This is a genomic window from Paenibacillus sp. FSL H8-0457 (genome assembly GCF_038051935.1).
In the GTDB taxonomy this organism is placed as follows: Bacteria; Bacillota; Bacilli; order Paenibacillales; family Paenibacillaceae; genus Paenibacillus_AQ; species Paenibacillus_AQ lautus_A.
Genome location: NZ_CP150293.1, coordinates 5,560,644 through 5,584,484, shown reverse-complemented (window position 1 = coordinate 5,584,484; position 23,841 = coordinate 5,560,644). Strand labels below are relative to the sequence as shown.

General features: G+C 50.7%; 23 protein-coding genes and 1 tRNA gene. 19 read left to right on the top strand and 5 right to left on the bottom strand.

Going from position 1 to position 23,841, the window contains the following annotated elements:
• Window positions 1–24 precede the first annotated feature (24 nt).
• From MHI43_RS24870 to MHI43_RS24810, 13 genes are all read left to right on the top strand, one after another.
• Complete coding sequence (locus MHI43_RS24870; protein ID WP_036659784.1) at window positions 25–1,842, top strand: ATP-binding protein; 1,818 nt, start codon at window positions 25–27, stop codon at window positions 1,840–1,842.
• A gap of 70 nt (window positions 1,843–1,912) precedes the next feature.
• A complete protein-coding gene (locus MHI43_RS24865) occupies window positions 1,913–2,644 on the top strand; it encodes a response regulator transcription factor (RefSeq protein WP_015736978.1) in 732 nt (243 codons plus the stop codon).
• 177 nt (window positions 2,645–2,821) lie between these two features.
• Window positions 2,822–4,000 carry a methyl-accepting chemotaxis protein gene (locus MHI43_RS24860; protein WP_036659782.1) on the top strand — a complete coding sequence of 393 codons (1,179 nt, stop codon included), beginning with the start codon at window positions 2,822–2,824 and terminating at the stop codon, window positions 3,998–4,000.
• Between the two features lie 129 nt (window positions 4,001–4,129).
• Window positions 4,130–5,134 (top strand): PstS family phosphate ABC transporter substrate-binding protein, encoded by a 1,005-nt coding sequence (locus tag MHI43_RS24855; RefSeq protein WP_009594622.1) that lies wholly within the window; start codon window positions 4,130–4,132, stop codon window positions 5,132–5,134.
• 58 nt (window positions 5,135–5,192) lie between these two features.
• Window positions 5,193–6,125, top strand: a complete 933-nt coding sequence (pstC, locus tag MHI43_RS24850; RefSeq protein ID WP_015736976.1) for a phosphate ABC transporter permease subunit PstC — start codon at window positions 5,193–5,195, stop codon at window positions 6,123–6,125.
• Entirely contained in the window at window positions 6,126–7,001 is an 876-nt protein-coding gene (gene pstA / locus MHI43_RS24845; protein ID WP_009594637.1) for a phosphate ABC transporter permease PstA, read from the top strand.
• A gap of 47 nt (window positions 7,002–7,048) precedes the next feature.
• On the top strand, window positions 7,049–7,804 hold the full coding sequence (pstB, locus tag MHI43_RS24840) for a phosphate ABC transporter ATP-binding protein PstB (RefSeq protein ID WP_009594645.1): 756 nt from the start codon (window positions 7,049–7,051) through the stop codon (window positions 7,802–7,804).
• Window positions 7,805–7,858: 54 nt separating this feature from the next.
• The gene (phoU, locus tag MHI43_RS24835; RefSeq protein ID WP_015736975.1) at window positions 7,859–8,518 is read left to right on the top strand and encodes a phosphate signaling complex protein PhoU; all 660 of its coding nucleotides are present in this window, start codon (window positions 7,859–7,861) and stop codon (window positions 8,516–8,518) included.
• Window positions 8,519–8,787: 269 nt separating this feature from the next.
• On the top strand, window positions 8,788–11,448 hold the full coding sequence (gene polA / locus MHI43_RS24830) for a DNA polymerase I (protein ID WP_015736974.1): 2,661 nt from the start codon (window positions 8,788–8,790) through the stop codon (window positions 11,446–11,448).
• Window positions 11,449–11,594: 146 nt separating this feature from the next.
• Window positions 11,595–12,428 (top strand): DNA-formamidopyrimidine glycosylase, encoded by an 834-nt coding sequence (gene mutM, locus MHI43_RS24825; RefSeq protein ID WP_015736973.1) that lies wholly within the window; start codon window positions 11,595–11,597, stop codon window positions 12,426–12,428.
• Between the two features lie 121 nt (window positions 12,429–12,549).
• Complete coding sequence (locus MHI43_RS24820; RefSeq protein ID WP_036659778.1) at window positions 12,550–13,290, top strand: MntP/YtaF family protein; 741 nt, start codon at window positions 12,550–12,552, stop codon at window positions 13,288–13,290.
• 9 nt (window positions 13,291–13,299) lie between these two features.
• The gene (coaE, locus tag MHI43_RS24815) at window positions 13,300–13,899 is read left to right on the top strand and encodes a dephospho-CoA kinase (protein ID WP_341283173.1); all 600 of its coding nucleotides are present in this window, start codon (window positions 13,300–13,302) and stop codon (window positions 13,897–13,899) included.
• On the top strand, window positions 13,896–14,462 hold the full coding sequence (locus MHI43_RS24810) for a lytic transglycosylase domain-containing protein (RefSeq protein ID WP_015736970.1): 567 nt from the start codon (window positions 13,896–13,898) through the stop codon (window positions 14,460–14,462). The genes coaE and MHI43_RS24810 overlap by 4 nt, the downstream gene beginning before the upstream one ends.
• A 68-nt stretch (window positions 14,463–14,530) precedes the next feature.
• On the opposite strand, the gene MHI43_RS24805 is transcribed toward MHI43_RS24810, so the two are convergent.
• Complete coding sequence (locus MHI43_RS24805; RefSeq protein WP_006212016.1) at window positions 14,531–14,758, bottom strand: alpha/beta-type small acid-soluble spore protein; 228 nt, start codon at window positions 14,756–14,758, stop codon at window positions 14,531–14,533.
• A 147-nt stretch (window positions 14,759–14,905) separates the two neighbouring features.
• On the opposite strand from MHI43_RS24805, the gene nrdR reads away from it, so the two are divergent.
• Both nrdR and MHI43_RS24795 read left to right on the top strand, forming a co-directional pair.
• Window positions 14,906–15,379, top strand: coding sequence for a transcriptional regulator NrdR (nrdR, locus tag MHI43_RS24800; protein WP_006212015.1), 474 nt, complete (start codon window positions 14,906–14,908; stop codon window positions 15,377–15,379).
• Window positions 15,380–15,558: 179 nt separating this feature from the next.
• Window positions 15,559–15,631: transfer RNA gene (locus tag MHI43_RS24795), tRNA-Ala, on the top strand.
• A 126-nt stretch (window positions 15,632–15,757) separates the two neighbouring features.
• Here MHI43_RS24795 and MHI43_RS24790 read toward each other — a convergent pair.
• Window positions 15,758–16,948 (bottom strand): ABC transporter permease, encoded by a 1,191-nt coding sequence (locus MHI43_RS24790; protein ID WP_036659773.1) that lies wholly within the window; start codon window positions 16,946–16,948, stop codon window positions 15,758–15,760.
• A 252-nt stretch (window positions 16,949–17,200) separates the two neighbouring features.
• A complete protein-coding gene (locus MHI43_RS24785; protein ID WP_015736968.1) occupies window positions 17,201–17,980 on the bottom strand; it encodes a nuclear transport factor 2 family protein in 780 nt (259 codons plus the stop codon).
• Window positions 17,981–18,176: 196 nt separating this feature from the next.
• Here MHI43_RS24785 and MHI43_RS24780 point away from each other — a divergent pair, with 196 nt between their 5' ends.
• The 4 genes from MHI43_RS24780 to MHI43_RS24765 all read left to right on the top strand — a co-directional run bounded on the left by MHI43_RS24780 (window position 18,177) and on the right by MHI43_RS24765 (window position 21,704).
• On the top strand, window positions 18,177–18,782 hold the full coding sequence (locus tag MHI43_RS24780; RefSeq protein ID WP_036659771.1) for a TetR/AcrR family transcriptional regulator: 606 nt from the start codon (window positions 18,177–18,179) through the stop codon (window positions 18,780–18,782).
• Window positions 18,783–18,898: 116 nt separating this feature from the next.
• On the top strand, window positions 18,899–19,180 hold the full coding sequence (locus MHI43_RS24775; RefSeq protein ID WP_015736966.1) for a metalloregulator ArsR/SmtB family transcription factor: 282 nt from the start codon (window positions 18,899–18,901) through the stop codon (window positions 19,178–19,180).
• 151 nt (window positions 19,181–19,331) lie between these two features.
• Window positions 19,332–20,399 carry an LLM class flavin-dependent oxidoreductase gene (locus MHI43_RS24770; protein ID WP_036659769.1) on the top strand — a complete coding sequence of 356 codons (1,068 nt, stop codon included), beginning with the start codon at window positions 19,332–19,334 and terminating at the stop codon, window positions 20,397–20,399.
• Between the two features lie 129 nt (window positions 20,400–20,528).
• Window positions 20,529–21,704 carry an MFS transporter gene (locus tag MHI43_RS24765; RefSeq protein WP_015736964.1) on the top strand — a complete coding sequence of 392 codons (1,176 nt, stop codon included), beginning with the start codon at window positions 20,529–20,531 and terminating at the stop codon, window positions 21,702–21,704.
• A 186-nt stretch (window positions 21,705–21,890) separates the two neighbouring features.
• Here the strand turns inward: MHI43_RS24765 and MHI43_RS24760 are convergent, their stop codons facing one another.
• Both MHI43_RS24760 and MHI43_RS24755 read right to left on the bottom strand, forming a co-directional pair.
• Window positions 21,891–23,387: a monooxygenase gene (locus tag MHI43_RS24760; protein WP_036659766.1), complete on the bottom strand. Its 1,497-nt coding sequence runs from the start codon at window positions 23,385–23,387 to the stop codon at window positions 21,891–21,893.
• Between the two features lie 24 nt (window positions 23,388–23,411).
• A complete protein-coding gene (locus MHI43_RS24755) occupies window positions 23,412–23,813 on the bottom strand; it encodes a RidA family protein (RefSeq protein WP_036659764.1) in 402 nt (133 codons plus the stop codon).
• Between the last annotated feature and the right edge of the window lie 28 nt (window positions 23,814–23,841).

Sequence of the window (23,841 nt, the reverse complement as noted above, 5' to 3'; positions counted from 1 at the left end):
CATGAAGCAGAAAGAGGAGAGACCATGAGGCAGTATCGCAACCGTTTGACTCTGATTATGCTTACTTTAATCGGGTTATCCATGCTTGCGGCAGGCCTGGCTATGGTGACGGTGTTCAAACAGTCCCATATCCAGCTGCTGGAGGATAATATGGTCCGGGAGATTCGGCTCCTGCAGACCATGATGGAGTTCCCGGATACGGACGGCGCGGAAGCCGTTTCGTATTATACCGACAGGTCCTTGCAGCTGGAGGAGCTGTCCGATGCGAGAGTGACGTTCATACTGAAGGACGGCAGGGTGATCGGGGATTCGGAAAGCGACCCGTTGACCATGGATAATCATGCTTATCGCGAGGAGATGCTTCAAGCGGTCAAAGAAGGCCGCGGGAGTACCATTCGCCGCAGCGATACGCTTCAGCAGGATATGCTGTATGTCGCTCTCCCGGTCAAGGCCGGGGAGAATTTCGACGGATTCGTTCGGTTGTCCGTCAGCCTGAAGGAAGTCGACCAGGGAGTCAAGCAAGGCTGGACCGTCATGGGGATTGGCCTGCTGGTGTTATTTCTGATTGCTGCCTTGGTGAGCTACCGCGTCGCTCAAGGGTTGACGTCGCCGCTTGAGAAGATTACGCGCGTAGCTAGACGGATTTCGCGTCTGGAATACGATGCGAGAGTCAAGATTCACCGTAAGGATGAGATCGGTCAATTGGCGCAAGCCATCAATGGAATGGCAGACAGCCTTCAAACCCAGCTGCGGACGATACGGGATAACGAAGACTTGCTGCAAAGCGTCCTCAACAATATGACAGGGGGCATCGTCTTGGTTAGCGGAGCCGGCCAAATCATCCTTGTAAACCGGGCCGCTGAGAAAATGCTCGGCATTAACGCCGAGGTGATTACCGGGAAATCGTACCGCGAGCTGAAGCAGCATTATGAATTGACCAAACTGATGGAGGAAGGCCTTGGGAGCCAAGCGGACTTCCATGAGGAACGCAACGTTTATTATCCGGTGGAATCGATTATCCGCATTGACGGAGTGACGATGATGCAAGAGGAAGAGCAGGAGCCTTATCGGCGGGGCATGCTCTTCCTGTTGCAGGACGTTAGCGATATCCGCAGGCTCGAACGCATGCGAAGCGAATTCGTTGCCAATGTGTCTCATGAGCTGAAGACCCCGCTGGCTGCGGTGAAAGGGTTTGCCGAAACGCTGCTCGGCGGCGGAGTTACCGACGAGAAGACGTCACGTTCCTTCCTCCAGATCATCTATGACGAATCCGAACGGCTGAACCGTCTGATCGGTGACATTCTGGAGCTGTCCAAGATCGAATCGAAGCGGATTCAGATGGATTACTCGCCGATTCATCTGTCGGCGTTCTTCGATACGATATCCGAAATGATGCGCACGGTAGCGGAGAAGAAGCGGATCGGCCTGGAGCTCGACGTTCCGGAGGAGCTGTTTATGGAAGGCGATGAGGATAAGCTTCGCCAGATATTTATGAATCTTCTCTCGAATGCCATCAGTTACACGCAGGAGGGCGGACGAGTAAAATTAACGGCGCGTGAAAAGCATAATGACGGGAGTGCCGATGATTTCGTGGAATTCGTTGTCAAGGATTCCGGGATTGGCATTCCGAAGAAGGATCTACCCCGCATTTTTGAACGATTTTACCGGGTGGATAAAGCGCGTTCGCGCGGATCCGGCGGAACGGGGCTCGGCCTATCGATCGTTAAGCATCTGGTGGATCTTCACCACGGAACCATCAAGGTGGAAAGCGAGCTGGGCATCGGAAGCTCCTTCATCATCGAGCTTCCGATCCTGCAGGAAACCCACGATACAGGGAGTTAACACTCCGTTAACATTCTGTTGATATACTTGCATGAGCAGTCCAATTAACAAGATAAGGGCGGGGGTACCATTGACGCAACGCATGCTTGTCATCGAAGATGAGCCGACACTTTCGCGGCTGTTGTCTTACAATTTGACGCAGGAAGGCTTTCAAGTCGAAGTAGAGGAACACGGTACGGCAGGTTACGAGAAAGCGTCACAACATGAATACGATTTGATCCTGCTGGATGTTATGCTGCCTGGCATGAACGGCTTTCAGATCTTAGAGAAACTACGCAGTAACGGAATTACGACGCCGATCATCATTTTGACCGCGAAGAACGCCGAAGAGGAAGTTGTTCAAGGTTTGAAGATGGGGGCGGATGACTATATTACCAAGCCGTTTGGCGTGTCCGAACTGCTGGCTCGCGTATCGGCCGTCATGCGCCGGGTGTCCGGCCATGCTGACGAGGTAAAGACGACGGACAATCAAGGCAACGTCATTTCGCTTGGACAGCTGGAAATCTATCCAGAGAAATACGAGGTGCGGCTTGGCGGTCAGAGCATTAATCTCCGTCCGAAAGAATTCGAGGTGCTTCTCTATCTGGCCAAGAAACCGGGCGTGGTGTTAACAAGGGACGATCTGATGAACGTGGTCTGGGGCTTCGATTATATCGGCGGACAGCGAACCGTCGACGTTCACGTGAGCTCCCTGCGCAAGAAGCTTGAACTTGATCCTGAGTCCGTACACATCGACTCCATCCGCGGAGTTGGTTATAAACTTGTGGTAAATCCCATTAAAGGCTCCCATCATTCGATTTGAAATGATGCGGAGTATTTTTTTTGGGTCTTTGGGCAGGACCTAAGCATGTCCAATGTCTCATATTCTTGCCAACATCCCTCCTTCGTTTACACTCCCTTAATCATTCGAGAATATTCCCATAACACTTGTCCGTTAAGATGCGTCTAAAGGACCAGATCAATCAAGGGGTGAGGGCGCATGACACTGCTTCAATGCCAACCGAATCAGACAGAGAGAACCGAAGCGGAAGTAGAGGCGGCAATGGATGGCCAATCAGCAAGCAAACCTGAAGCAGGCGCATTATATCGGCAGTACATAAGAAAGGTCCCTATTATCCGAAAATCTGAAACCTGCCTCGACGTGCTGAATGTTTTTACGAAGGATCAGCATATTCCTTGCGTTATTTATTGCGATGAGGCAGACAGGCCGTCGGGGCTGATCATGCGGGATGTTTTTTACCGGCGAATGATGGGCCGGTTTGCCGTTGACCTGTATTATTCCAGGCCGGCCTTCCAGTTTGGGGACCATCAACCGATGAAGGTCGATGTGACCGAGAAGGTAGGAACACTGTTGCAATTGGCCCTGCAGCGCCCGGATTCGAAATTTTATGATTGCGTCCTGATGACGGAGGCTGACCGCCTGCTGGGCGTGCTTACCGTACGGGATTTAATGAGTCTGTCAAGCGGTCTCCAAACGGAAGCGGAAGAGAAGCGGGAGCTGATTCTTCAGGAAAGCTTCCGGCATACCGGGAACATCCAATCCTCGTTGACCGAGGTTCGAGCGGCGGCAGCCAGAACGAATGCGGAATGTATACGGATGAGGGAATGGTCCCAGACGGGTAAGAAGAAGCTTGACCATGTCCGAACCTCTTATCTTGGCCTTGTGGAGGATATGACGAAGCGTGAAGGGCAGGCCGCCGAGCTCGCTGCGGATGCCAGCCGCATTTCCTCGATAACCGGCATGATTACCGAGCTGGCCAATCAAAGCAGTTTGCTGGCAATGAATGCTTCGATTGAAGCTGCGCATGCCGGAGAGCATGGGCGGGGATTTCAAGTGGTCGCGGCAGAGGTGCAGTCGCTGGCCAAACAAACGCGTAAGCTGTCAGGGGATATCGCCCAGCTGTTGGAGCACATCCAGCGGCTGGCGGGAGATACAGCCGTAGGCGCTGTATCTTCGCTGAAGGAAATCCAGTCCTGTGAGGAGTATGTAACGGAAGGCGCCGAAATGTTTAACGAAATGGAGAACGCCGTCGAGAAGGTTCAGAAGTCGGGGAATCAGGTTTATCAACTGGCGGAGGAAACCGTTAGGCGCGTCGAGCGGGTGAAGGATGAGCTCGCAGGATTAAACGGATCGTTAGAAGAAAAGCCGAGCCTATGAATCTAGTTTTATCAAAATATTTTACACTGCGTTTACATTTCTCAGAAACTGTTATTACATTACGGGATTATTATCAATATTGTAAGTAGGAAGTTAGAGACAACAACCATTTTGAAGGAGTGGATTCGTTTGTTTAAAAGAAGGGGTCGTAAACCAGCAGGTATTCTTGTACTGGTATTGATGCTGAGCACGCTTTTGGCGGCATGCGGCGGAGGAACAACTTCCGGCGGTGCTTCCGGAGAAAATACAGACAACGGTTCAGCACAGCAAAATGAAGGAAGTACAACAACAGCTTTGTCGGGAACGATTGAAATTGACGGTTCCAGTACATTGCATCCATTGACCGAAGCCATTGCCGAAGAGTTCGGCGCAGCTAACCCGGATGTCCGCATTCCGATCGGAACAGGCGGAACAGGTGGCGGTTTCAAACGCTTTAACAATGGAGAGATTCCAATCTCCAATGCATCCCGTCCAATTAAAGACAGTGAAGCTGAAGAAGCAAAATCCAAGGGCATATCCTATCATGAGGTTCTGGTAGCTTATGACGGACTATCCGTTGTTGTTAACCCGAGCAATGAATTCGTAGATAAATTGACAGTAGATGAGCTGAAGAAAATTTACGAGCCGAACAGCACGGTAAAAACATGGGCTGACGTTCGCGAAGGATGGCCGGCTGAGGAAATCAAAATTTACTCTCCTGGTACAGACCACGGAACATTCGACTACTTCACAGAAGCGATTAACGGTGAAGCACAAGCAAGCAGAAACGACAGCCAAATCACGTTCAGTGCCGATACCAACGCAGTCGTACAAGGAGTTGCTGGCGACAAAAACTCCATCGGATACTTCGGATTCTCCTTCTATGAAGAGAACCAAGACAAATTGAAGCTGGTTCCGATCGATAACGGTACAGCTACCGTAGCTCCAAGCATGGAAACGATCAAGGATAACAGTTATGCTCCATTGTCCCGTCCGCTGCTGCTCTACGTAAACGATAAAGAGCTTGAGCGCCCGGAAGTGAGTGCATTCATGACCTTCTACCTTGATAATGCCGCTAGTCTTGCTGGCGAAGTCGGTTTCGTACCGCTTCAAGACGAACAGTATCAAGAAGAAAAAGACAAGTTGGCAAAATAATAAAGATTTCATGCCCGAAGGGAATCCTTCGGGCAACCCATAGAAAGGGAAGAGGAGAATGAACAAAACTTCACCCGTGGCGGCAAACACTAAAAGCATGACATTCCGTCGAAGCAAAACGCGCATCTCAGACAAAATCATTCCAATCCTGCTCGGCTTGTGTGCCATGCTTTCGGTGTTTACCACCATCGGTATTGTATATACGCTTCTACAGGAATCCGTGATCTTCTTCAAGGAAGTGCCGGTATGGTCCTTCTTGACCGGAACGACATGGAGTCCGATTCTCCCTCCAAAAGAATTCGGCGTGCTGCCCCTGCTGGGCGGCACATTGCTGATTACAGGCATTGCGATCATTTTCGCAGTGCCTATCGGCTTGGCATGCGCTATTTATCTCAATGAATACGCTCCTGCCCGGGTTCGGGGGGTTGTAAAGCCAGTGCTTGAAGTATTGGCTGGTGTACCAACGATTGTTTACGGATATTTTGCGCTTGAAACCGTAACGCCATTCCTTCAAAAGATTTTTCCCGATATGGGGATATTCAATGCGCTTAGCGCGGGGCTCGTGGTCGGCATCATGGTCCTGCCGATGATTTCGTCTTTAAGCGAAGACGCGATGCGTGCTGTTCCCAAGAGTCTTCGTCATGGAGCATACGCGCTGGGTGCTACCCGCTTTGAGGTTGCGCTGAAGATCGTGCTTCCAGCCGCTCTGTCCGGGGTCGTATCCTCATTCGTATTGGCATTCTCGCGCGCGATCGGCGAAACGATGATCGTGACGGTGGCTGCAGGCGCCACGCCGCAGCTGACGCTGAATCCGCTGGAAAGCATTCAGACGATGACTTCGTATATCGTTCAGGTAAGCATGGGAGACGTTCCGCGAGGAACGATTGAATACGGTACGATTTTTGCAGTAGGTTTGACCTTGTTTGTCATCACCTTCTTGCTTAATATATTGGCGCAGTGGGTCGCTCGCCGCTTCAGGGAGGAATACTAGATGGAACAATTGAATCTGGGGGACAGCAAAGGAATCAACCGGAGACGCCGTAGTGACCAGACGCTGCATATGATTTTCCTGGCTTGTACCAGCATCGGTATTCTTGTTTTGATGGCTTTGATCGTGACGATCGTGATGGATGGCGTTCATCGGCTCTCGCCTGAGCTGTTCACCAACTTTCCGTCGCGCATCGCGGATAAAGCAGGACTGAAATCGCCGATTGTCGGCACGATTTATTTGCTTTTGCTCATGGCTCCACTGTCCTTCGTATTGGGCGTGGGCGCGGCCATCTTTCTCGAAGAGTATGCGGGCCGCAGCCGCTGGGTTCGGCTCATTCAGCTGAATATCAGTACGCTTGCAGGGGTTCCTTCTATTATATACGGTATCCTGGGGCTGGCGATTTTCGTGCGCGGCATGAATCTTGGTCGCAGCCTGTTGTCCGGGGTGCTAACGATGACGCTTCTCGTGCTGCCGATTATCATCGTTGCGGCGCAGGAGGCGCTTCGCGCCGTGCCTAAGAACCGGCGTGACGCTTCATACGCGTTGGGAGCAACGAAGTGGCAAACGGTATCCAGCGCCGTGCTGCCGTCAGCGATTCCTGGAATTATGACCGGGGTTATCCTGGCCTTGTCTCGTGCGATCGGCGAAACCGCACCGCTTATCATGATTGGTGCTTTAACGTACGTGGCCTTCTTGCCGGAAAATCTGCTCGATTCGTTTACTGTCATGCCGATCCAGATCTTTAACTGGGTATCCAGACCAAGTGAGGCATTCCACGAGCTGGCAGCTTCGGGTATCATCCTGCTGCTCATCATGCTGTTCATCATGAACATCGCAGCCGTGTGGATTCGGAACAAGTATTCGAAGAACATCTAAGAGAGGCATAGCAGATCTAATCGTGAAAAAGGAGACATGAATAAGATATGGAATCCATCATACAGATAAAAAAATTGAATTTATACTACGATACGTACCATGCGCTTAAAAACGTCGATCTGGACATTCCGGAGAAAACGGTGACGGCATTCATCGGACCGTCGGGCTGCGGTAAGTCAACGCTGCTGCGTACGCTGAATCGGATGAACGACATGATCCCTTCCACCCGAATCGAAGGCAGCGTGCAAATCGGCGGGACGGAAATCTATAGCGAGGAGGTCCACGTCGAGGCCTTGCGCAAGCAGGTAGGGATGGTGTTCCAGCAGCCGAATCCGTTCCCTAAATCGATCTATGACAACATCGCTTACGGGCCGCGCCTGCACGGCATCCGCAATAAAGCGGAGCTTGACCAAATCGTGGAGCAAAGCTTGAAGCAGGCTGTGCTGTGGGACGAAGTCAAAGATTATCTTAAGCGTTCTGCGCTGAGCCTGTCCGGCGGCCAACAGCAGCGCCTGTGCATTGCCCGGGCCCTTGCCGTACAGCCGGATATCCTGCTCATGGACGAAGCTACGTCCGCGCTGGACCCGATCTCGACGCTGAAGATCGAAGAGCTGGTGCAGGAGCTGAAGAGCAAATACACCATCGTCATGGTTACGCACAACATGCATCAGGCTGCGCGCGTATCCGGACAGACGGTATTTTTCCTGAATGGCGAAGTGGTTGAATCCGCAAACACCGATACGCTATTCTCGACGCCGTCGGATGCACGTACCGAGGATTATATCTCGGGCCGTTTCGGTTAAGGCCGTTATTACGACAATGATCTTTCTTAAAAGTAGATAGGAGGAGCATCATACATGATCCGGAGAATTGAGTTTGATCAGCAGCTTGATGAGCTGAGAAGTTTGCTGCAGGATATGGGCAAGCATATGGAGGAGGCGCTGGCAAACAGCGTGGAGTCCCTCCAGACCTTGGATGCGGAGAAAGCGCAGGCGGTTATCAAGAACGATGTGCAGTTAAACAACATGGAAGAGCAAATCATGGACATCGGTTCCCGCCTGATCGTGACCCAGCAGCCTGTGGCAAAGGATTTGCGCCGAATACTGGTTGCTTTCCGGATTGCAAGCGATTTGGAGCGTATGGGAGACTTGGCGCGGGATGTCGCTAAAGTTACAATCCGTCTGCAAGGCCAGAAACTGATCAAGCCTTTGGTGGATCTTCCGCGGATGTCGGATATGGTGCGTGCGATGGTTTCGGAATCCATCGAATCCTATCTGACGGAAAATACGGATCTGGCTTATAAAATGGCACAGGATGATGATCAGGTCGATCACTTGTACAGCGTCATTCTGCAGGACCTGTATTCGCATCTGACATCCGATCCGGATTCGGCCAATCAAGCGATGCTGCTGATCATGGTGGGACGCTACATCGAACGGATCGCCGACCATGCAACCAACATCGGCGAGAGCACGGTGTACCTCGTAACGGGTCATCGTCCCGACCTCAATCAATAGCAAAATGTTAGTCAAACGCTGGCGAAAGCCGGCGTTTTTTTTGCGAGAATTTAGAACATTCCAGCGAAGCGGAAGCAATTCTTTCATCGCATTTATATGTTTTGGGGCCCCCGCAAAGTATTTGGAATAAGCATCGAAGAACATGCTTCACTTTGTGGGGTTATTTTGCGTGAAAACACGAATTCACCGTTAATCGAACGGATTGTTCGGATTTGGCGTTAACCTATGTTATCATGTGGAAAGGAAGTAATATTGGTGCGAGGTGTTCTATGGACAAGCTGATTCTGATTGATGGAAATAATATCATTTACCGGGCATTCTTTGCGATGCCGCCGCTGACCAATGCCAGCGGACAACAGACGAATGCGGTTTACGGCTTTACGACGATGCTGCTTCGCTTGATCGAGGAGCATAAACCGACGCATATGATGGTGGCATTCGATGCCGGCAAGGAAACATTCCGCCATGCGGATTTTCAGGAGTACAAGGGCGGCCGACAAAAGACCCCGCCGGAGCTTTCAGGACAATTCCCGCTGCTGAAAGAGCTGCTGAAAGGCCTGGGTGTCTCCCAATTCGAAATCGGCGGTTATGAGGCCGACGACATTATCGGTACGATTACCCGCCAGGCTGACGAAGCCGGCCGCAAGGTGATGGTCGTCTCCGGGGATAAGGATATGCTGCAGCTGGCTTCGGAGCATACCACGATCGCGATGGTCCGCAAAGGCGTCACCGAAATCGAGTATTACGGACCGGAACAGATTAAGGAGCGGTATAACCTGACGCCTGATCAGATTATCGACCTTAAGGGATTGATGGGCGATGCTTCCGATAACATTCCCGGCGTTCCGGGAGTAGGGGAGAAGACCGCGCTGAAGCTGCTTCATGAATTCGGATCCGTTGAAGCGGTGGTGTCCCGGACCGATGAGCTGAAGGGCAAGATGAAAGAGAAGATTGAGGAGCATGCGGATTCCGCCATACTCAGCAAAAAGCTGGCTACGATCTTCCGCGAAGTGCCGCTGGAACAGTCGCTTGATGAAATGGCATTTACGGGCCTGAATGAAGAGACGGCTGGTCCCGCACTGGCGAAGCTCGAGTTTAAATCGCTTATTGAAAGGTTGAACCTGAGCACAAGCGGTGCCCCTGGTGATGCGGCGGAGTCGAAGCCCGAAGCGAAGATCGACGTGACCCTTGTGGACGCGACGGGAATTGCCGAGGTTGCGGATCATCTGGCACAAGTGACCGTGCTCCATGTGGAAACGCATGGGGACAACCCCCATCATGCGGACGTGATCGGGCTGGCACTCGCGACGGAGGAGCGGCAGTACTTCCTCCCGTTTGACGTGCTGAAGTCGGAAGAGGCGGAGCCTGTCCGTGCTTGGCTTGCCGATAGCGAGATCCCAAAACGCGGGTATGACCTGCACCGTATTGACCTGGCGCTGCATTGGCAGGGCATCGCTTTTGCCGGCGCGGCATTCGACGTTCACCTGGCAGCCTACCTGCTTGATCCTACGGAATCGAATCAAACCCTTAGCGGTCTGGCCTCCAAGTACGGTCTGGCCTATCTTCAAGCCGATGAGGACGTGTTCGGTAAAGGGGCCAAGTACAAGGTTCCCGATGTGGAGAAGCTCAGCGAGCACATGGCCAGAAAATGCCTGGCCGTATCCGAACTGGTTCCCATTCAGGAGAAGGAACTGGCTGCCAATGAAATGCTCCCGCTGTTCCATGATCTGGAGATGCCGCTTTCGCGCATTCTGGCCGATATGGAGAAGCAGGGAATTGCCGTGAATGCGGAGGATTTGAAGGAGCTGGGACGCGAGTTCGAAGGGCAGATCGCGAAGCTTGTTCAGGAGATCTACGAGATCGCCGGAACGGAATTCAATCTCAATTCGCCTAAACAGCTCGGTGAAATCCTGTTTGTGAAGCTGGAGCTGCCGGTCATCAAGAAGACCAAAACCGGTTATTCCACCGATGCCGAGGTGCTCGAAAAGCTGGCGCCTTATCACGATATCGTCCGCCTGATTTTACAGTACCGTACTTTGGCCAAGCTGCAATCCACTTACGTGGAAGGACTGCTGAAGGAGATTTCATCCGTAACCGGCAAAGTGCATACCTACTATCGTCAGACCATTGCCGCTACCGGCCGTCTGAGCAGCCAATACCCGAATTTGCAGAACATTCCGATCCGTCTGGAGGAAGGGCGCAAGCTGCGCAAGGTTTTCGTTCCGTCGGAACCGGGCTGGAGCATTCTGGCGGCGGACTACTCCCAAATCGAGCTTCGCGTGCTTGCGCATATCTCGGACGACGAACGGCTGAAGGAAGCCTTCGTCCACGACATGGACATCCACACCAAGACGGCGATGGACGTGTTTGGAGTCGGCATGGATGAGGTGGACTCCAATATGCGCCGGTCCGCCAAGGCGGTTAACTTCGGCATCGTGTATGGAATCAGCGACTATGGCCTGTCCCAGAACCTGAACATTACGCGGAAGGAAGCGGCAGCATTTATCGACCAGTATTTCGAGGTGTTCCAGGGCGTGCGGCGCTATATGGACGTGATCGTCAAGCAGGCGAAGCAAGACGGGTATGTGAAGACCTTGCTCGAACGCAGACGGTATCTGCCGGAGATTAACGCCAGTAATTTCAACCTGCGCTCTTTTGCGGAGCGGACGGCGATGAATACGCCGATTCAGGGAACGGCCGCGGACATCATCAAGCTGGCCATGGTCCATATGGACAAGGCGCTCCATGAGCGCCAATTGAAGAGCCGCATGCTGCTCCAGGTGCACGATGAATTGGTGTTCGAGGTACCGGAGGATGAGCTGGAGGTCATGAAGGAATTGGTGCCGGACGTGATGAGTCAGGCGCTGAAGCTGTCCGTGCCGCTGAAATCGGAAGTCAGCTATGGCGAGAACTGGTACGAGGCGAAGTAAAAGCTGCACGGCGTGCTGGCGGATAGGGTTTGTTTAGGGGGATCATGGAGTGAAGAGGGGGGCGGTTATGCACCATACCTTTCCACAAAACCATGGTCCCGCTCTGTCCCAACTTCCGGTATAATGGGGGATGAGGTGAAGTCATTATGCCGGAATTGCCGGAAGTAGAAACCGTGAAACGAACACTGAACCAATTGATTAAAGGTAAGCATATAGATCACGTATCCGTGAACCTGCCGCGGATTATCCAGCGTCCTGACGATATCGAGGCATTTGCTTTTATGTTAAAGGGCCATACCGTGGAAGGCGTGGAGCGCCGCGGGAAGTTTTTGCGGATCTTGCTGGACGGGCTGGTGCTCGTTTCGCATCTTCGGATGGAGGGGCGTTACGGGGTGTACCGAGCCGAGGAGCCGGTGGAGAAGCATACCCATGTCATCTTCCATTTCTCGGACGGGACGGAGCTGCGGTACAAGGACGTGCGCCAATTCGGAACGATGCATCTATTTGCGCCGGGGGAAGAGTTCCAGCATGCTCCCCTTGCCAAGCTTGGTTATGAGCCGCTGGATGACACGTTTACGTTCGGAACCTTCAAGGAAGTCATCGGCACCAAGAAAACGAAGATCAAGGCGGTGCTGCTGAATCAGGCATATGTGGTCGGCATCGGCAATATATATGTTGATGAGGCCTTGTTCCGGGCCAAGATTCATCCGGAGCGGAACGCGAACAGCCTGAAGGACGCCGAGCTTAAGCGATTGTATCATGCGATCGTGGATACGTTGTCCGAAGCCGTCGACGCGGGCGGATCTTCCATCAAGTCCTATGTCAACGGGCAGGGCGAGATGGGGATGTTCCAGAACAGCCATCAGATTTACGGTCGGAAGGACAAGCCATGCCATGCGTGCGGCGGCCCGATTCATAAGATCGTGGTCGGCGGACGGGGGACCCATTACTGCCCGAAGTGTCAGCCGGTCAAGAAGTAATTGAATAGGCGTGCACCCATTCCTGCTCCCCCACATATAATGTGGAACATATGTGGAGCGCATCGGCAGCTCTTCTTCATGAATGAGCAGCTTGATGTGGAGCTTTGGAGGAGGGAAAAGGGTGCTCAGTCATATTTTCTCGTCTGCCCTGCTGGCGATGGCGTTAAGCCTGGACGGATTTGGGGCAGGGGTTACATACGGTCTGCGCAAAACAAGGATACCGCTGCTGTCTGTATTGATCATCTCGCTGTGTTCCGGTTTGGTGCTTGGCGTCTCCATGCAGGCAGGCGCGCTGCTGCAGCGGTTCTTATCCCCGTCTGCGGCATCCGTGATCGGAGCTGCCATTTTGATACTGCTGGGCTTATGGTCTTTATATCAGCAGGTTCGGAGAAGCAGCGAGCCTGAAGTGCAGCCGGCATCCGCCGTGGATTCTTCCGCATCGCTTACGGAAACGCTGGGAGCCATTCATCAAGGGACACCGCGTCGTGAAGTTACCACGGCAGGCCAAGAGCAGCTTCAGCGAGCGGTATTCTCCCTTGAAATACCGAAGATCGGCGTCGTCATTCAAATTCTCCGCAGCCCGACGAAAGCGGATCTGGACGACTCCGGCAGCATCTCACCATGGGAGGCGATGTGGCTGGGGATCGCCCTGTCGCTCGATGCGTTCGGAGCCGGGCTCGGCGCAGCGATGCTGGGTTTCTCGCCGCTAGGCACCGCAGCCGTGGTTTCCTTGTTCAGCGGGATATTTCTGGTGCTGGGCATGCGGGTCGGCCTCCGTTTTGCGGCCAAGGGCGGCATGCGTTTTATCTCGTATTTGCCTGCTTTTTTATTAGTTGTCATGGGTATAATGAAGCTGTTATGAGGTGAAGTCATGAATTTCGGTTTAACCGGAGGAATTGCAACAGGCAAAAGCACCGTGTCCTCCATGTTGGCCATGAAGGGAGCGCTTCTCGTCGATGCGGATATCATCGCCCGGGAAGTGATGCTCCCGGGTCATCCGGTGCTGGGTAAAGTGACCGAACATTTTGGACAAGCGATCCTGTTTGAAGACGGTACGTTGAATCGAAAGAAGCTCGGGGAGATGATTTTCCATCATCCGGAGCAGAGAGCGGCATTGAATGAGATTACGCATCCGGCAATCCGGCAGGAAATCCGGGAACGGACGGAGGCGTATGAACGGCAGCATCCCGACCGGCTCGTGGTAGCGGATATTCCATTGCTGCTGGAGGCAAGGGAAGCCTATCCTTATCTGAAGCAGATCGCTGTTGTCTATGTCCCGCGCGAGCTGCAGCTTGCGCGTTTGATGGAGCGGGACGCTCTTACCCGGGAAGCGGCAGAGGCGCGTCTTAGCAGCCAGATGGACATTGAGGAGAAGAAGCTTCGAGCGGATATCCTGATCGATAACAGCGGCACGTTGGCCGAAACGCAGCAGCAGGTGGACAACCTGTGGAATAGGTTGGTTCAGTTATGAAGTGGCTTCGTAAAAAAAGGGTGCTGCTCCTGCTGTTCGTTTCTTTTGTAGCGCTGCTGTTCTTAAGCTCCAATTGGATGACCCTGCTGTATCCGATCCATTATAAGGATGAGATCCGCAAACATGCCGCTTATTATGAGGTCGATCCGTTTCTGGTGGCCTCGATCATCCGGGTGGAAACGAATTTCAAGCCGGGCAAGGAATCCAAGAAGGGCGCGCTGGGCATTATGCAGCTGATGCCGGATACGGCGAACTGGGCGATGGAAATGGCCAAGCTCCCGTCGGTGAACCTGCTGAGCGTAAAGAATGAAGTGGATGCGAACATCCAGCTGGGCACCTGGTACATTCAGAATCTGCACAAGGAAATGGACGGCAATCCGATTGCCGCCATCGCCGCTTATAACGCGGGCCCGGGGAACGTCAAGAATTGGATCAACAAGGGCATGTGGGACGGAACCTATGAGAACGTGAAGAGTATACCCATCGGGGAAACCCGGCATTATGTACAGCGCGTGATTTATTATTATAATCAATATACGGATGTGTATAAGGGCGGCTTCTAAAGAAAAAAAGAGCGCTGGACAGGCTCTTACATCGAGCCGCCAACACTCCTTTTTTAAGGAAGAATCAATTATTGACCGGAGTATTGACCAGCCAATTGTTGCTCGGCCAGGGTTACAAGACGCTTTGTGATGTATCCCCCGATCGAACCGTTCTCATAGGAAGTCATGTTACCTTGGTATCCGTCTTGTGGAATGGAGATACCAAGTTCTTGAGCTACCTCGTACTTCAGTTGCTCAAGAGCAGCGTTTGCGCGAGGAACAACCAGGTTGTTGGAGTTGTTGTTGCTTTGTGCCATGTTAAGTTCACCTCCTTGGGTTGGTAAAAGTATTATGTCTCGGGTCTCGCATTTTCATAACATAAAAGACAAAAGTTTTGCTGGTAAATTTTTCTGACGCCCATTAAGGGCGAATCACGCTGAATACAAAGGAAGTGAAGACAACTTATGAAGTGTCCATATTGCAGTTATGCCGGAACGAAAGTGCTGGATTCCAGGCCTGCCAACGAGAATAAATCCATCCGCCGCCGCAGGGAATGCGAGCAGTGCAGCAAGAGATTCACAACCTTTGAAATGGTGGAGGAAACGCCGCTGATCGTCGTGAAAAAGGACGGAAGCCGCGAAGAGTTCAGCCGGGAGAAGGTGCTCCGCGGTTTGATAAGGGCATGCGAGAAGCGTCCGGTATCCGTGGACCAGCTGGATATGATCGTATCGGATGTCGAGAAGGCGCTGCGCAATACCGCGGCGGCGGAAGTGGAGAGCCGCCAGATCGGGGAGCTTCTGATGGAGCGGTTATATCCGGTCGACGAGGTGGCTTACGTTCGGTTTGCGTCCGTGTACCGGCAGTTCAAGGATATCAATATGTTCATGAAGGAACTGAAAAGCCTGCTGTCCAAGGATACGGACGTCCAGGAGCTGTAAGAGCGCCACGGTTCTTAAATGACCCTGGTGCTCTTCCGGCGCTCTCATGGCGCCAAATTCTCATCATCGATAAGTGACATTATATAGAGAAGGAAAAAAGGCACTGCGCATTATCAAAAAAGTTCTGAAAAAGTGTTGACATGCCTGCTGATTTTTTATATGATATAGAAGTCGCTTACGGGGCCTTAGCTCAGCTGGGAGAGCGCATCGCTGGCAGCGATGAGGTCAGGGGTTCGATCCCCCTAGGCTCCATACGAAGAAAAACCCTTGAGAAATCAAGGGTTTTTTTGTTTTTTTAATAACTTTTTAATACTTCCCAGAAAATTTAATTATAACATGAGCGTAAATAAAGGAAGTACAACGCATCGTTGATTGTTCTTACTTTATTGTATCGCCTGTAACAGAAGTAGGGGCGGCATCTGTCGCTCGATTTGCCTTAAATCCGGAAGAGAGCAGCAAGACCAAAAATCCACCGGCGACGCCCCACAAAATCAAGGCGTTTGAGTGAGCTGCGTCCAGTCCGCCGAAGTACATTACTTCCCGTAGCCCTCCTGCCGCGAACCGCAGTGGCGTCCACGAATAGATCCAATCTCGCGTCGTCTGCGACAAGAACTCCGGAGCCATGTTCAGGAGCGGCACGGAGAAGAACATCAGCAGTACGAGCAGCGGTATTGCACGGAATCCGATCCAATTCAGCAAGGAAGATTGCAACAAGAAGAACGCCGATCCAGCCAACCATAAGAACAACCACGTCTCCCCCGCGTTCGCCAGTTCCATGCCGTACCACGACGAAGCCATCCATATGGTGAAGCACGAGGCTATGCCGACGATCGCAAGCCCCCCGATAGCTTGCAGCGCGCTGACTGTCCATCTCCTTGAACCCGCAGCGACCGCCTTCTGGCTAGCCAGGAGCAAGACGACTCCGGTCACCATGCTGCCGATCCATATAATCTGGGTAAACAAACCCGGCGCATTCCCCGCCGCATGATTCACTCCCGGTGGATGCACGACTTCCTCCTGAACGTTCACCGGTATCATTAAAGCTTTAGCCGTTTCAATGGGAATTTGCTCCGTTTGCTGTCCGATCTGCCCAAGCAGCTGCTGCAACAGTTCCCCATTGATCATGTTCATCGCTTGCCCCATTGCCTGTCTTACGACCATCGAGGCTTGGGTGTTCATACCCTCGTTGGAGATGATTCTCACATTAGGGTGAATCGGCGAGTGAGTCGCTAACGAGAGTAAACCGCTGCTCAGATCCGCCGGAATCACCATCGCTCCGTAATATTCGCGTTTATCCAGTCCTTCCCGAGCCTTTTCCTCGGAATCCACGACAGACCAGACAAACGGCATTGCCGGGCTCGAAAGCAACTTTTCCCGGATCATTTCCCCTACCGCAAACGTTTCTCCAGTCGGCAGCTCTGCCGGCTGGTCAAGGATAACGAGGGCCACCGGGACCTCCTTTGGCTTCGATCCAAGCACCGATCCCATCATCACTACCCCGAATACGGTCAACACGATCAGGACGAGCACCATTCCCAGCCACATCATTTTTTGTGTCAGCATTTTCATGATCCACTACTCCTTGTTCTTTATAATGAACATATGGTTGACTATCAACGGCAATGTTCATTTGTGAAGGGCTACCATATAATATGGCTGCATCACACGGTCACTTCATGGCAATGAACAAAAATAGCGTTGCTGCAGCAACGCTTCTGTATCTTTTTGATTACAAAATTGATTGCTCAAGTACATTCGTGAAGCGCAAGACATCACCGCACTTACATTTCGGCAATGCCTTGCGATTTAGCCACACAAATTTCAAAATCTACTGTTCGAATTTTTTCGTTTTTCTGCCGGCAGTATGGCCTCGATTACGTCCCAATGCTCAGCGATCTTTCCATCCTCTACGCGGAACAGATCGTAGAAAGCAGTATGTTGACCATCAAATAGACCTTCACTCATTGTAAGGACAAAATCGCCTTGTCCGATTACTTGGTGGACATGAGTATATTGAAACTCAATATTTCTCTCCTTCAGAGCCTGCAAAGCAGTATGAAGACCTGAAAGGCCGTCTGCAATATGCGGACTATGTTGAATGTAGTGATCTCCATCAAAGTAAGAGGCCAGCAGGTCAGGGTTCTTCCCGAGCAAGATGTTCTCAACATAGCTTTTGACAAATGCTTTGTTGGCATCCGTCTTGTCGATATCCTTAATCGTAACCGGTCCGTCAATCATCGTATGATTGCTTGGTGTCTTCTCCACCATCTCTTGCAAATTGTCCCAATGCTCGACGATGAGTCCATTCTCAAAACGGAAGAGATCAAATACGATTTTAGGGCCGTGAAAATGATATACAGAATGAAGAGCCACATAATTTCCGTCAACTAAAGTACGCTTAATGCTTACCTTGGTACCCATTTCCTTTAAATGATCAAGTGCGCCAAGCATGGATTCACGACCATCGAGTAAGGCCTGGTTATGCTGAATATATTGATCTGGATGAACGTAAGCCGTAATCGCTTCAGGGTTGCCGCTCTCAAAACTTTCCAGTACGGCGACTGCCTTACGAACAAGCTCATGTTGATGGTTGGATGTCATTGGAATATCCTCCTTGGAATTTTTTTTGGTCATTAGATAAATAATGAACATTACGTTGTTTATTTATCTGTTGCTCATTATAATAGAGGCTAATATAACGCTCAATATTCAATATTTTTAGTTATGATGGATAACAGACAACTCATAAAACTTTGTCGCTTAACGACCTAAATAAATTTTAGGGGGAACGAAAACAATGAACAAGAAAACCGACCTAAGAATACTGCGCACGAAACAATCGATTCGAAAGGCGTTTTATGAGCTTATTCAGGAAAAGGGATATGAATCGATAACGATCCAGGATATTGCCGATCGGGCTATGATCAATCGAAACACTTTTTATCTCCACTACCAAAACAAGCCTGAGTTATTAGATACATGTATGAATGAATTGTTAAGCGCATTAAAGGATGCGGTCGTTCTTTGTCCCATCAGCATGAATCCTTTCAGTATTTCTCTACTCGAGACAGTCATGCAAACTGTACTGGAGCATATTTCTCTAAATTTGACCTTTTATCATTCCATGTTAATAGATGAGAATAGAATCTATCAGTTTCAAGCGAAAATGGAAAATATCATTAAAGATAAATTAATTGAGGGGTGGAAACCTGCTCAGGGAAACTCCCCATTAGCGATATCCAAGGAATTGCTGATCGAATACCTCGGAGCGTCTTTCATGGGGATTGTCATTTGGTGGATTAAAAACGATAAACCCCTTCCTGCAGATGAAGTTTCATCTCAGTTTAGCAGAATCGTTGCCTACGGGCATTTAAGGGCTGCCGGCATCGCCGTCGAGGAATAAAATTAGCGAAGTAGAAGGAGCAGGGTTCAGATCTGCCCTTTACATTTGAATGACATGGTGCTAATATTGATTTCGATAGTTATAGAACTGCAGAAGATATGCGGGAGGTGGGTACAGTGGGAGAAAATCAAGAAGCTATCGGGCAAGCGGTTAAAGTGTATAAAGCTTTGGGGGAACCCACCCGGCTGAAGATCGCTTTACTGCTCGCGAAAGAGAGCAATTTATGCTTCACCGCGGTCGGTGAAAGGCTTGAATCGGTTGCAGGCTCGACGCTATCGCATCATTTAAAGCAATTGACGGACTCTGGCTTGATTGATTCTCGCAAGAATGGATCGTTTATTCACTATAACGTCAATCGAGAAGTAGCGGAAAAATTTGCGCCCTTTTTGTTGGCGTAATTTTTTTCGAAATCATTTCTATATATTTAGAACAGTAGAAATGGTGGGGCTCATACTTGAATGAGGTTTTGGCGTACGAGTCGACTTGGAATGATCCTTCAATGATCTTTGCTAATCATCCCTATTCCATATTAAGAAGGAGAGAATAACTATGAGCGGTCAAACGAATACGATGGAGATTGGAATGAGCACCTTCCTCCATGCTAATCCCGGAAATGGCGGTGTCTCGCATGCCGAGAGGCTGCGCCAAGCGATCGAAGAAATCCAATTGGCAGATCAGGTCGGCCTTGATGTTTATGCCATCGGCGAGCATCATCGCATCGAATACACAAGCTCGTCGCCAGCCGTCATTCTGGCAGCAGCTGCAGCTACAACGAAGCGGATCCGGCTCTCGAGCGCAGTGACGGTGCTATCTTCGGACGATCCGGTGCGGATATATCAGGACTTTGCAACGTTGGACGGTCTGTCGAACGGGCGAGCTGAGATCATGGCCGGACGGGGTTCGTTCATCGAATCTTTCCCGCTATTCGGCTATGATCTGAAAGATTACGAGGAATTGTATGAAGAGAAACTGGAACTGCTGTTGAAGATTCGCGCTTCCGAAAAGGTGACCTGGCGTGGCGGTCATCGCCCGGCGATTGACAACATGGGCGTCTATCCTCGTGCACAGCAGCAGCCTTTGCCTGTCTGGATCGGAACAGGGGGCAGCCCGGAATCGGCTGTTCGGGCCGGCTTGCTGGGACTTCCGATTGCCTTCTCTATCCTGGGTGGAGCGCCGCAGAGATTCGCACCCTTAGTCGAGCTTTATAAAGAAGCCGCCGTGAAAGCAGGTCACGATCCGAATAAGCTGCAAATTGCTACACATTCGCATGGCTTTATTTCGAATACGGCACAAGAGGCAGCTAAGCGGTATTACCCTGTCATGGCCGGCCAAATGAACCACATTGGACGGGAACGAGGCTGGTCTACCTATACACGTGACTCGTACGATTCAGCCCGCAGCCTTCACGGCGCTCTTTACGTCGGAGATCCCGAATACGTCGCAGAAAAAATCGTGCTGCTGCATAAGAACCTTGGCTTGACTCGCTTCATGATGTACAACGATTTCAGTTCGTTGCCGCATCGCGACTTGCTGCGAACGATTGAGCTTCTCGGCACCAAAGTAGCGCCGATTGTCCGTAAGGAGCTCGCTCGTCAGACGCAAGGCCATAAAGCTTAAAACAGAGTACGAACGCTTGGAACGAGGAGGCTTGATTGAGCCGAGAAATGTAAGTCGGCGAATTGAGCATTATTTTTTAACTGTGACTTCTATAGATTTAGAACTGATGAAATGAAAAGGGGAAAACAGATGAGAAATTCATGGAAAATTTATATTCTGGCTATTGTCAGCTTTTTAGTCGGAACTTCGGAGTTTGTGATTACTGGCATTTTGGATATGCTTGCAAGCGATATTGGAGTGTCGGTAGTAGCGGCCGGGCAGTTGATTACGGTCTACTCGCTTGCTTATGCCATTGGTACCCCGATTCTTATTGCACTCACGGCAAAAATGGATCGAAGAAAGCTTATGCTATCGGCTTTGGGATTATTTTTTGTAGGGAACTTGATCACTGTCACAACTACAGGCTACGGCATGCTGCTCGGAGCAAGAATTATTTTGGCGATCAGCACGGGGGTATTTATGGTCGTCGCCATGACGGTTGCCGCCAAAATGTCTCATCCTGGAAAACAGGGCAGCGCTATCGCCACGGTTCTAGTGGGCTTTAACCTCGCACTTATTCTAGGGGTCCCGCTTGGGAGGATCATTGCGGGCTCACATGATTGGAAAATCATCTTTACGGGAGTCGGGGCCCTAAGCTTGGTCGCGATGGTGGTCCTTTTGCTTACGATTCCGAAATCGGAAGGAGAGGCTCCCGTTCCTATTCGGGAACAGCTCGCCTTATTAAAAAGCCCCCGAATCGCTGTCGCGCTTTCCATCAGTTTTTTCTGGATATTGGGCTATACGATGCTGTACACCTATATAACGCCGTTTCTTCTGGACATTACGGGGATGAGCGAAGGGATGATAAACGTCGGGTTGTTTGCGTTTGGGCTGGCCAGTCTCATAGGCTCCCAAGTTGGCGGCTACGGTGCAGATAAATGGGGTATCCCCCGTACGATGATTGGGGGCCTGCTCTTTCACTCCGGAATATTATTGTTACTGACTGCGTTCTCCCACTCGTCCATGTTCGTGTTGCCTTTGCTTATGTTATGGTCCTTTTTTGCTTGGTCGATGGGGCCGGTTCAACAGGTTTATTTAATCGGCATGGCTCCTCAGGCTTCGGGGATCGTCCTGAGTTTGAACAATTCTATCGTGCAGTTGGGAATGGCCGTAGGGGCTGTAATTGGGGGTATCGTTGTAGAAAGCATCTCTCTTGCAGCAGTTGGTTGGTTTGGCGGAGTTGGCGTCGCAATGGCACTCATCCCGGCTATTATTTCTTTATCCATTCGTCGCCGATCTGCAACGGCGGAACGAAACAGAGCGTAAAGTACCTTCTTTCTCAGAAATGAAAATACCGCCTAAGCGTTGTTGAATAACGCTTGAGCGGTATTTTCATACTCATGGAGAACATTGCGTTTTTTTGAGTGCAGCGTACCGTGATTTTAGTTCATTCAGCAGCCCCAAATACAAGTTCACCCAGTGGGAAGGCAGTTACACCCCTCAAACGAATTACTACACGGTAATGTCTCCGCACCAGCGAATAATTCCTTCTTTTATGGTTTGAATTGGATTTGGATCGGATAGAGAAATCGCCCAGGCAATATGTCCATCCGGCCGAATAAGTGCTGTGTGGACGTCGTTCCAATCCGCGTCTGCCTCAACCAAAGATGCATGTACAACTTGAAGGTTGCTATACGTCTCCCATTGACCGCTATGCTGTTCATTAGAATGGAAATGCAACAGAAGAAAAGTACCTTTGTGTAGTAACGGATAGGAGTTAATCAATTGCCCGTCTTTCAGCTTTAAGCTTAGATCCTTGAAACGTTTCCCGTTTAAAGGATGGGAAGGCGCTTCGGCGTCAGGAGCATAATGTACATCCATTGCGGAAATTTGTGCAGCGATTTGATAATTAGCCTCCGGTATTTGAATCAGATCAGACAGCATGCTTCGCAGTTCCGTGATGGGAGGAGTCACGTCCAGAAGCAGGGTTTGGACCTCGGTATTCCGGAGCAAGGCCGTATTCCATGGAAAACGTTCGGCATGATAACTGTCCAATAGCCAGTCCGGAGCCCAGCCTTTGATTGCTCCTGCAAGCTTCCAGCCTAAGTTCATCGCTTCTTGTAAGCCGACGTTCATTCCCTGTCCACCAGCGGGAAAATGAATGTGCGCCGAATCTCCCGCCAAGAACAATCGACCATTCCGATAGCGTCCCGCTTGCCGCGTAGCATTTCCGAAACGGGACATCCATTTCACATCGTTCAATCCCAAGTCGCTTCCGGTCGTACGGATGAGCGATGAACGAAACTCTTCCAATGTAACGGTCTCATCCTTAGAGATGTTACGTCTCTCCATATCGATCATCAAGACTCGATAGATATGATCATTGATTGGCATGATGCTGACCAATCCTTTTTCTGTAATCCGGGATATGACACTCATAGGAGCCAAATCAGATAGAACGGCATCCCCCAGAATAGCCGTGAAGGTCGCATCTGTACCTTCAAAGGATATATTTGCATGTTTGCGGACCAAACTTCTAGCTCCATCCGTGCCTACCACATAAGCTGCTCTTAACGTTGTTTCGCCACGAGGTCCCGCGATCTTAACGTCAACTCCATCCTCATCCTGGTGCACAGATAGAGCCTCAACCTCTCTCCAGACCTTTGCGCCAAGGCTAAGCGCCCATTCCTCCAGCACCTTCTCCGTCTCACTCTGCGGTAGAAAGAGCGTGTGGTTGGAGGAAGAATCCAACGCGGAGAAATCCAAAGGGGTTTCTAATCCGGCGAAATGACCTCTCGAAAGTAAGCGGCCTTGCTTGATTAATTGTGATTTCACTCCACGCATATCTAATATTTCAAGGGTTCGCGGATGTACGGTAAGCGCACGTGAATATGGAGTTGTCTCTTTTAATCGCTCAATGACGCAGACCTTTACGCCGGCTAATGCCAATTCCCCAGCCAACATCATGCCGACAGGTCCGCCACCGATAAGGATGACTTCATATTTCATATAAATAACCTCTTTTCTTAAACATTATGGGAAGATCACGATAGCGTCTATTTCGATAAGCCATTCAGGATCGGCTAGTGCTTGAAGGCCTATATAGGTACTTGCTGTCTTCGGCCAGTTAGGGCCAAACACATAGAATCCTGCGTCAAAAATAATCGAAATCAATTCCGGGTTGTGGTTTACCACAAAAATATTCATTTTTACAATGTACAATGGATCCGCTCGCACGGCTTCCAATGCATACTTAAGATTGGTGAACACTTGAATCGCTTGCGCGTAATAGTCCCCTGAACCGACCAATGCTCCTGTTTCATCTACAGAAACCTGACCTGAGATGAAGGCCAGTTTGGAGGCAGTAGTCACCACGACATGAGAAATTACAGATGTAACCTTATCCGTCAATGTCTTCGGATTCACGATTTCCATAGGCAGGTATGCTCCATTTCCATATTTA

Bases quoted from the DNA above. Each gene is read 5' to 3' on its own strand.
- pstA (WP_009594637.1), top strand. From the start codon at position 6,126: ATGGAACAATTGAATCTGGGGGACAGCAAAGGAATCAACCGGAGACGC.
- MHI43_RS24860 (WP_036659782.1), top strand. From the start codon at position 2,822: ATGACACTGCTTCAATGCCAACCGAATCAGACAGAGAGAACCGAAGCG.
- MHI43_RS24870 (WP_036659784.1), top strand. From the start codon at position 25: ATGAGGCAGTATCGCAACCGTTTGACTCTGATTATGCTTACTTTAATC.
- MHI43_RS24805 (WP_006212016.1), bottom strand. From the start codon at position 14,758: ATGGCACAAAGCAACAACAACTCCAACAACCTGGTTGTTCCTCGCGCA.
- MHI43_RS24755 (WP_036659764.1), bottom strand. From the start codon at position 23,813: ATGGAAATCGTGAATCCGAAGACATTGACGGATAAGGTTACATCTGTA.
- MHI43_RS24760 (WP_036659766.1), bottom strand. From the start codon at position 23,387: ATGAAATATGAAGTCATCCTTATCGGTGGCGGACCTGTCGGCATGATG.
- phoU (WP_015736975.1), top strand. From the start codon at position 7,859: ATGATCCGGAGAATTGAGTTTGATCAGCAGCTTGATGAGCTGAGAAGT.
- pstC (WP_015736976.1), top strand. From the start codon at position 5,193: ATGAACAAAACTTCACCCGTGGCGGCAAACACTAAAAGCATGACATTC.
- nrdR (WP_006212015.1), top strand. From the start codon at position 14,906: ATGAAGTGTCCATATTGCAGTTATGCCGGAACGAAAGTGCTGGATTCC.
- MHI43_RS24770 (WP_036659769.1), top strand. From the start codon at position 19,332: ATGAGCGGTCAAACGAATACGATGGAGATTGGAATGAGCACCTTCCTC.
- polA (WP_015736974.1), top strand. From the start codon at position 8,788: ATGGACAAGCTGATTCTGATTGATGGAAATAATATCATTTACCGGGCA.
- mutM (WP_015736973.1), top strand. From the start codon at position 11,595: ATGCCGGAATTGCCGGAAGTAGAAACCGTGAAACGAACACTGAACCAA.
- MHI43_RS24810 (WP_015736970.1), top strand. From the start codon at position 13,896: ATGAAGTGGCTTCGTAAAAAAAGGGTGCTGCTCCTGCTGTTCGTTTCT.
- MHI43_RS24785 (WP_015736968.1), bottom strand. From the start codon at position 17,980: ATGACATCCAACCATCAACATGAGCTTGTTCGTAAGGCAGTCGCCGTA.
- MHI43_RS24765 (WP_015736964.1), top strand. From the start codon at position 20,529: ATGAGAAATTCATGGAAAATTTATATTCTGGCTATTGTCAGCTTTTTA.
- pstB (WP_009594645.1), top strand. From the start codon at position 7,049: ATGGAATCCATCATACAGATAAAAAAATTGAATTTATACTACGATACG.
- coaE (WP_341283173.1), top strand. From the start codon at position 13,300: ATGAATTTCGGTTTAACCGGAGGAATTGCAACAGGCAAAAGCACCGTG.
- MHI43_RS24780 (WP_036659771.1), top strand. From the start codon at position 18,177: ATGAACAAGAAAACCGACCTAAGAATACTGCGCACGAAACAATCGATT.
- MHI43_RS24790 (WP_036659773.1), bottom strand. From the start codon at position 16,948: ATGAAAATGCTGACACAAAAAATGATGTGGCTGGGAATGGTGCTCGTC.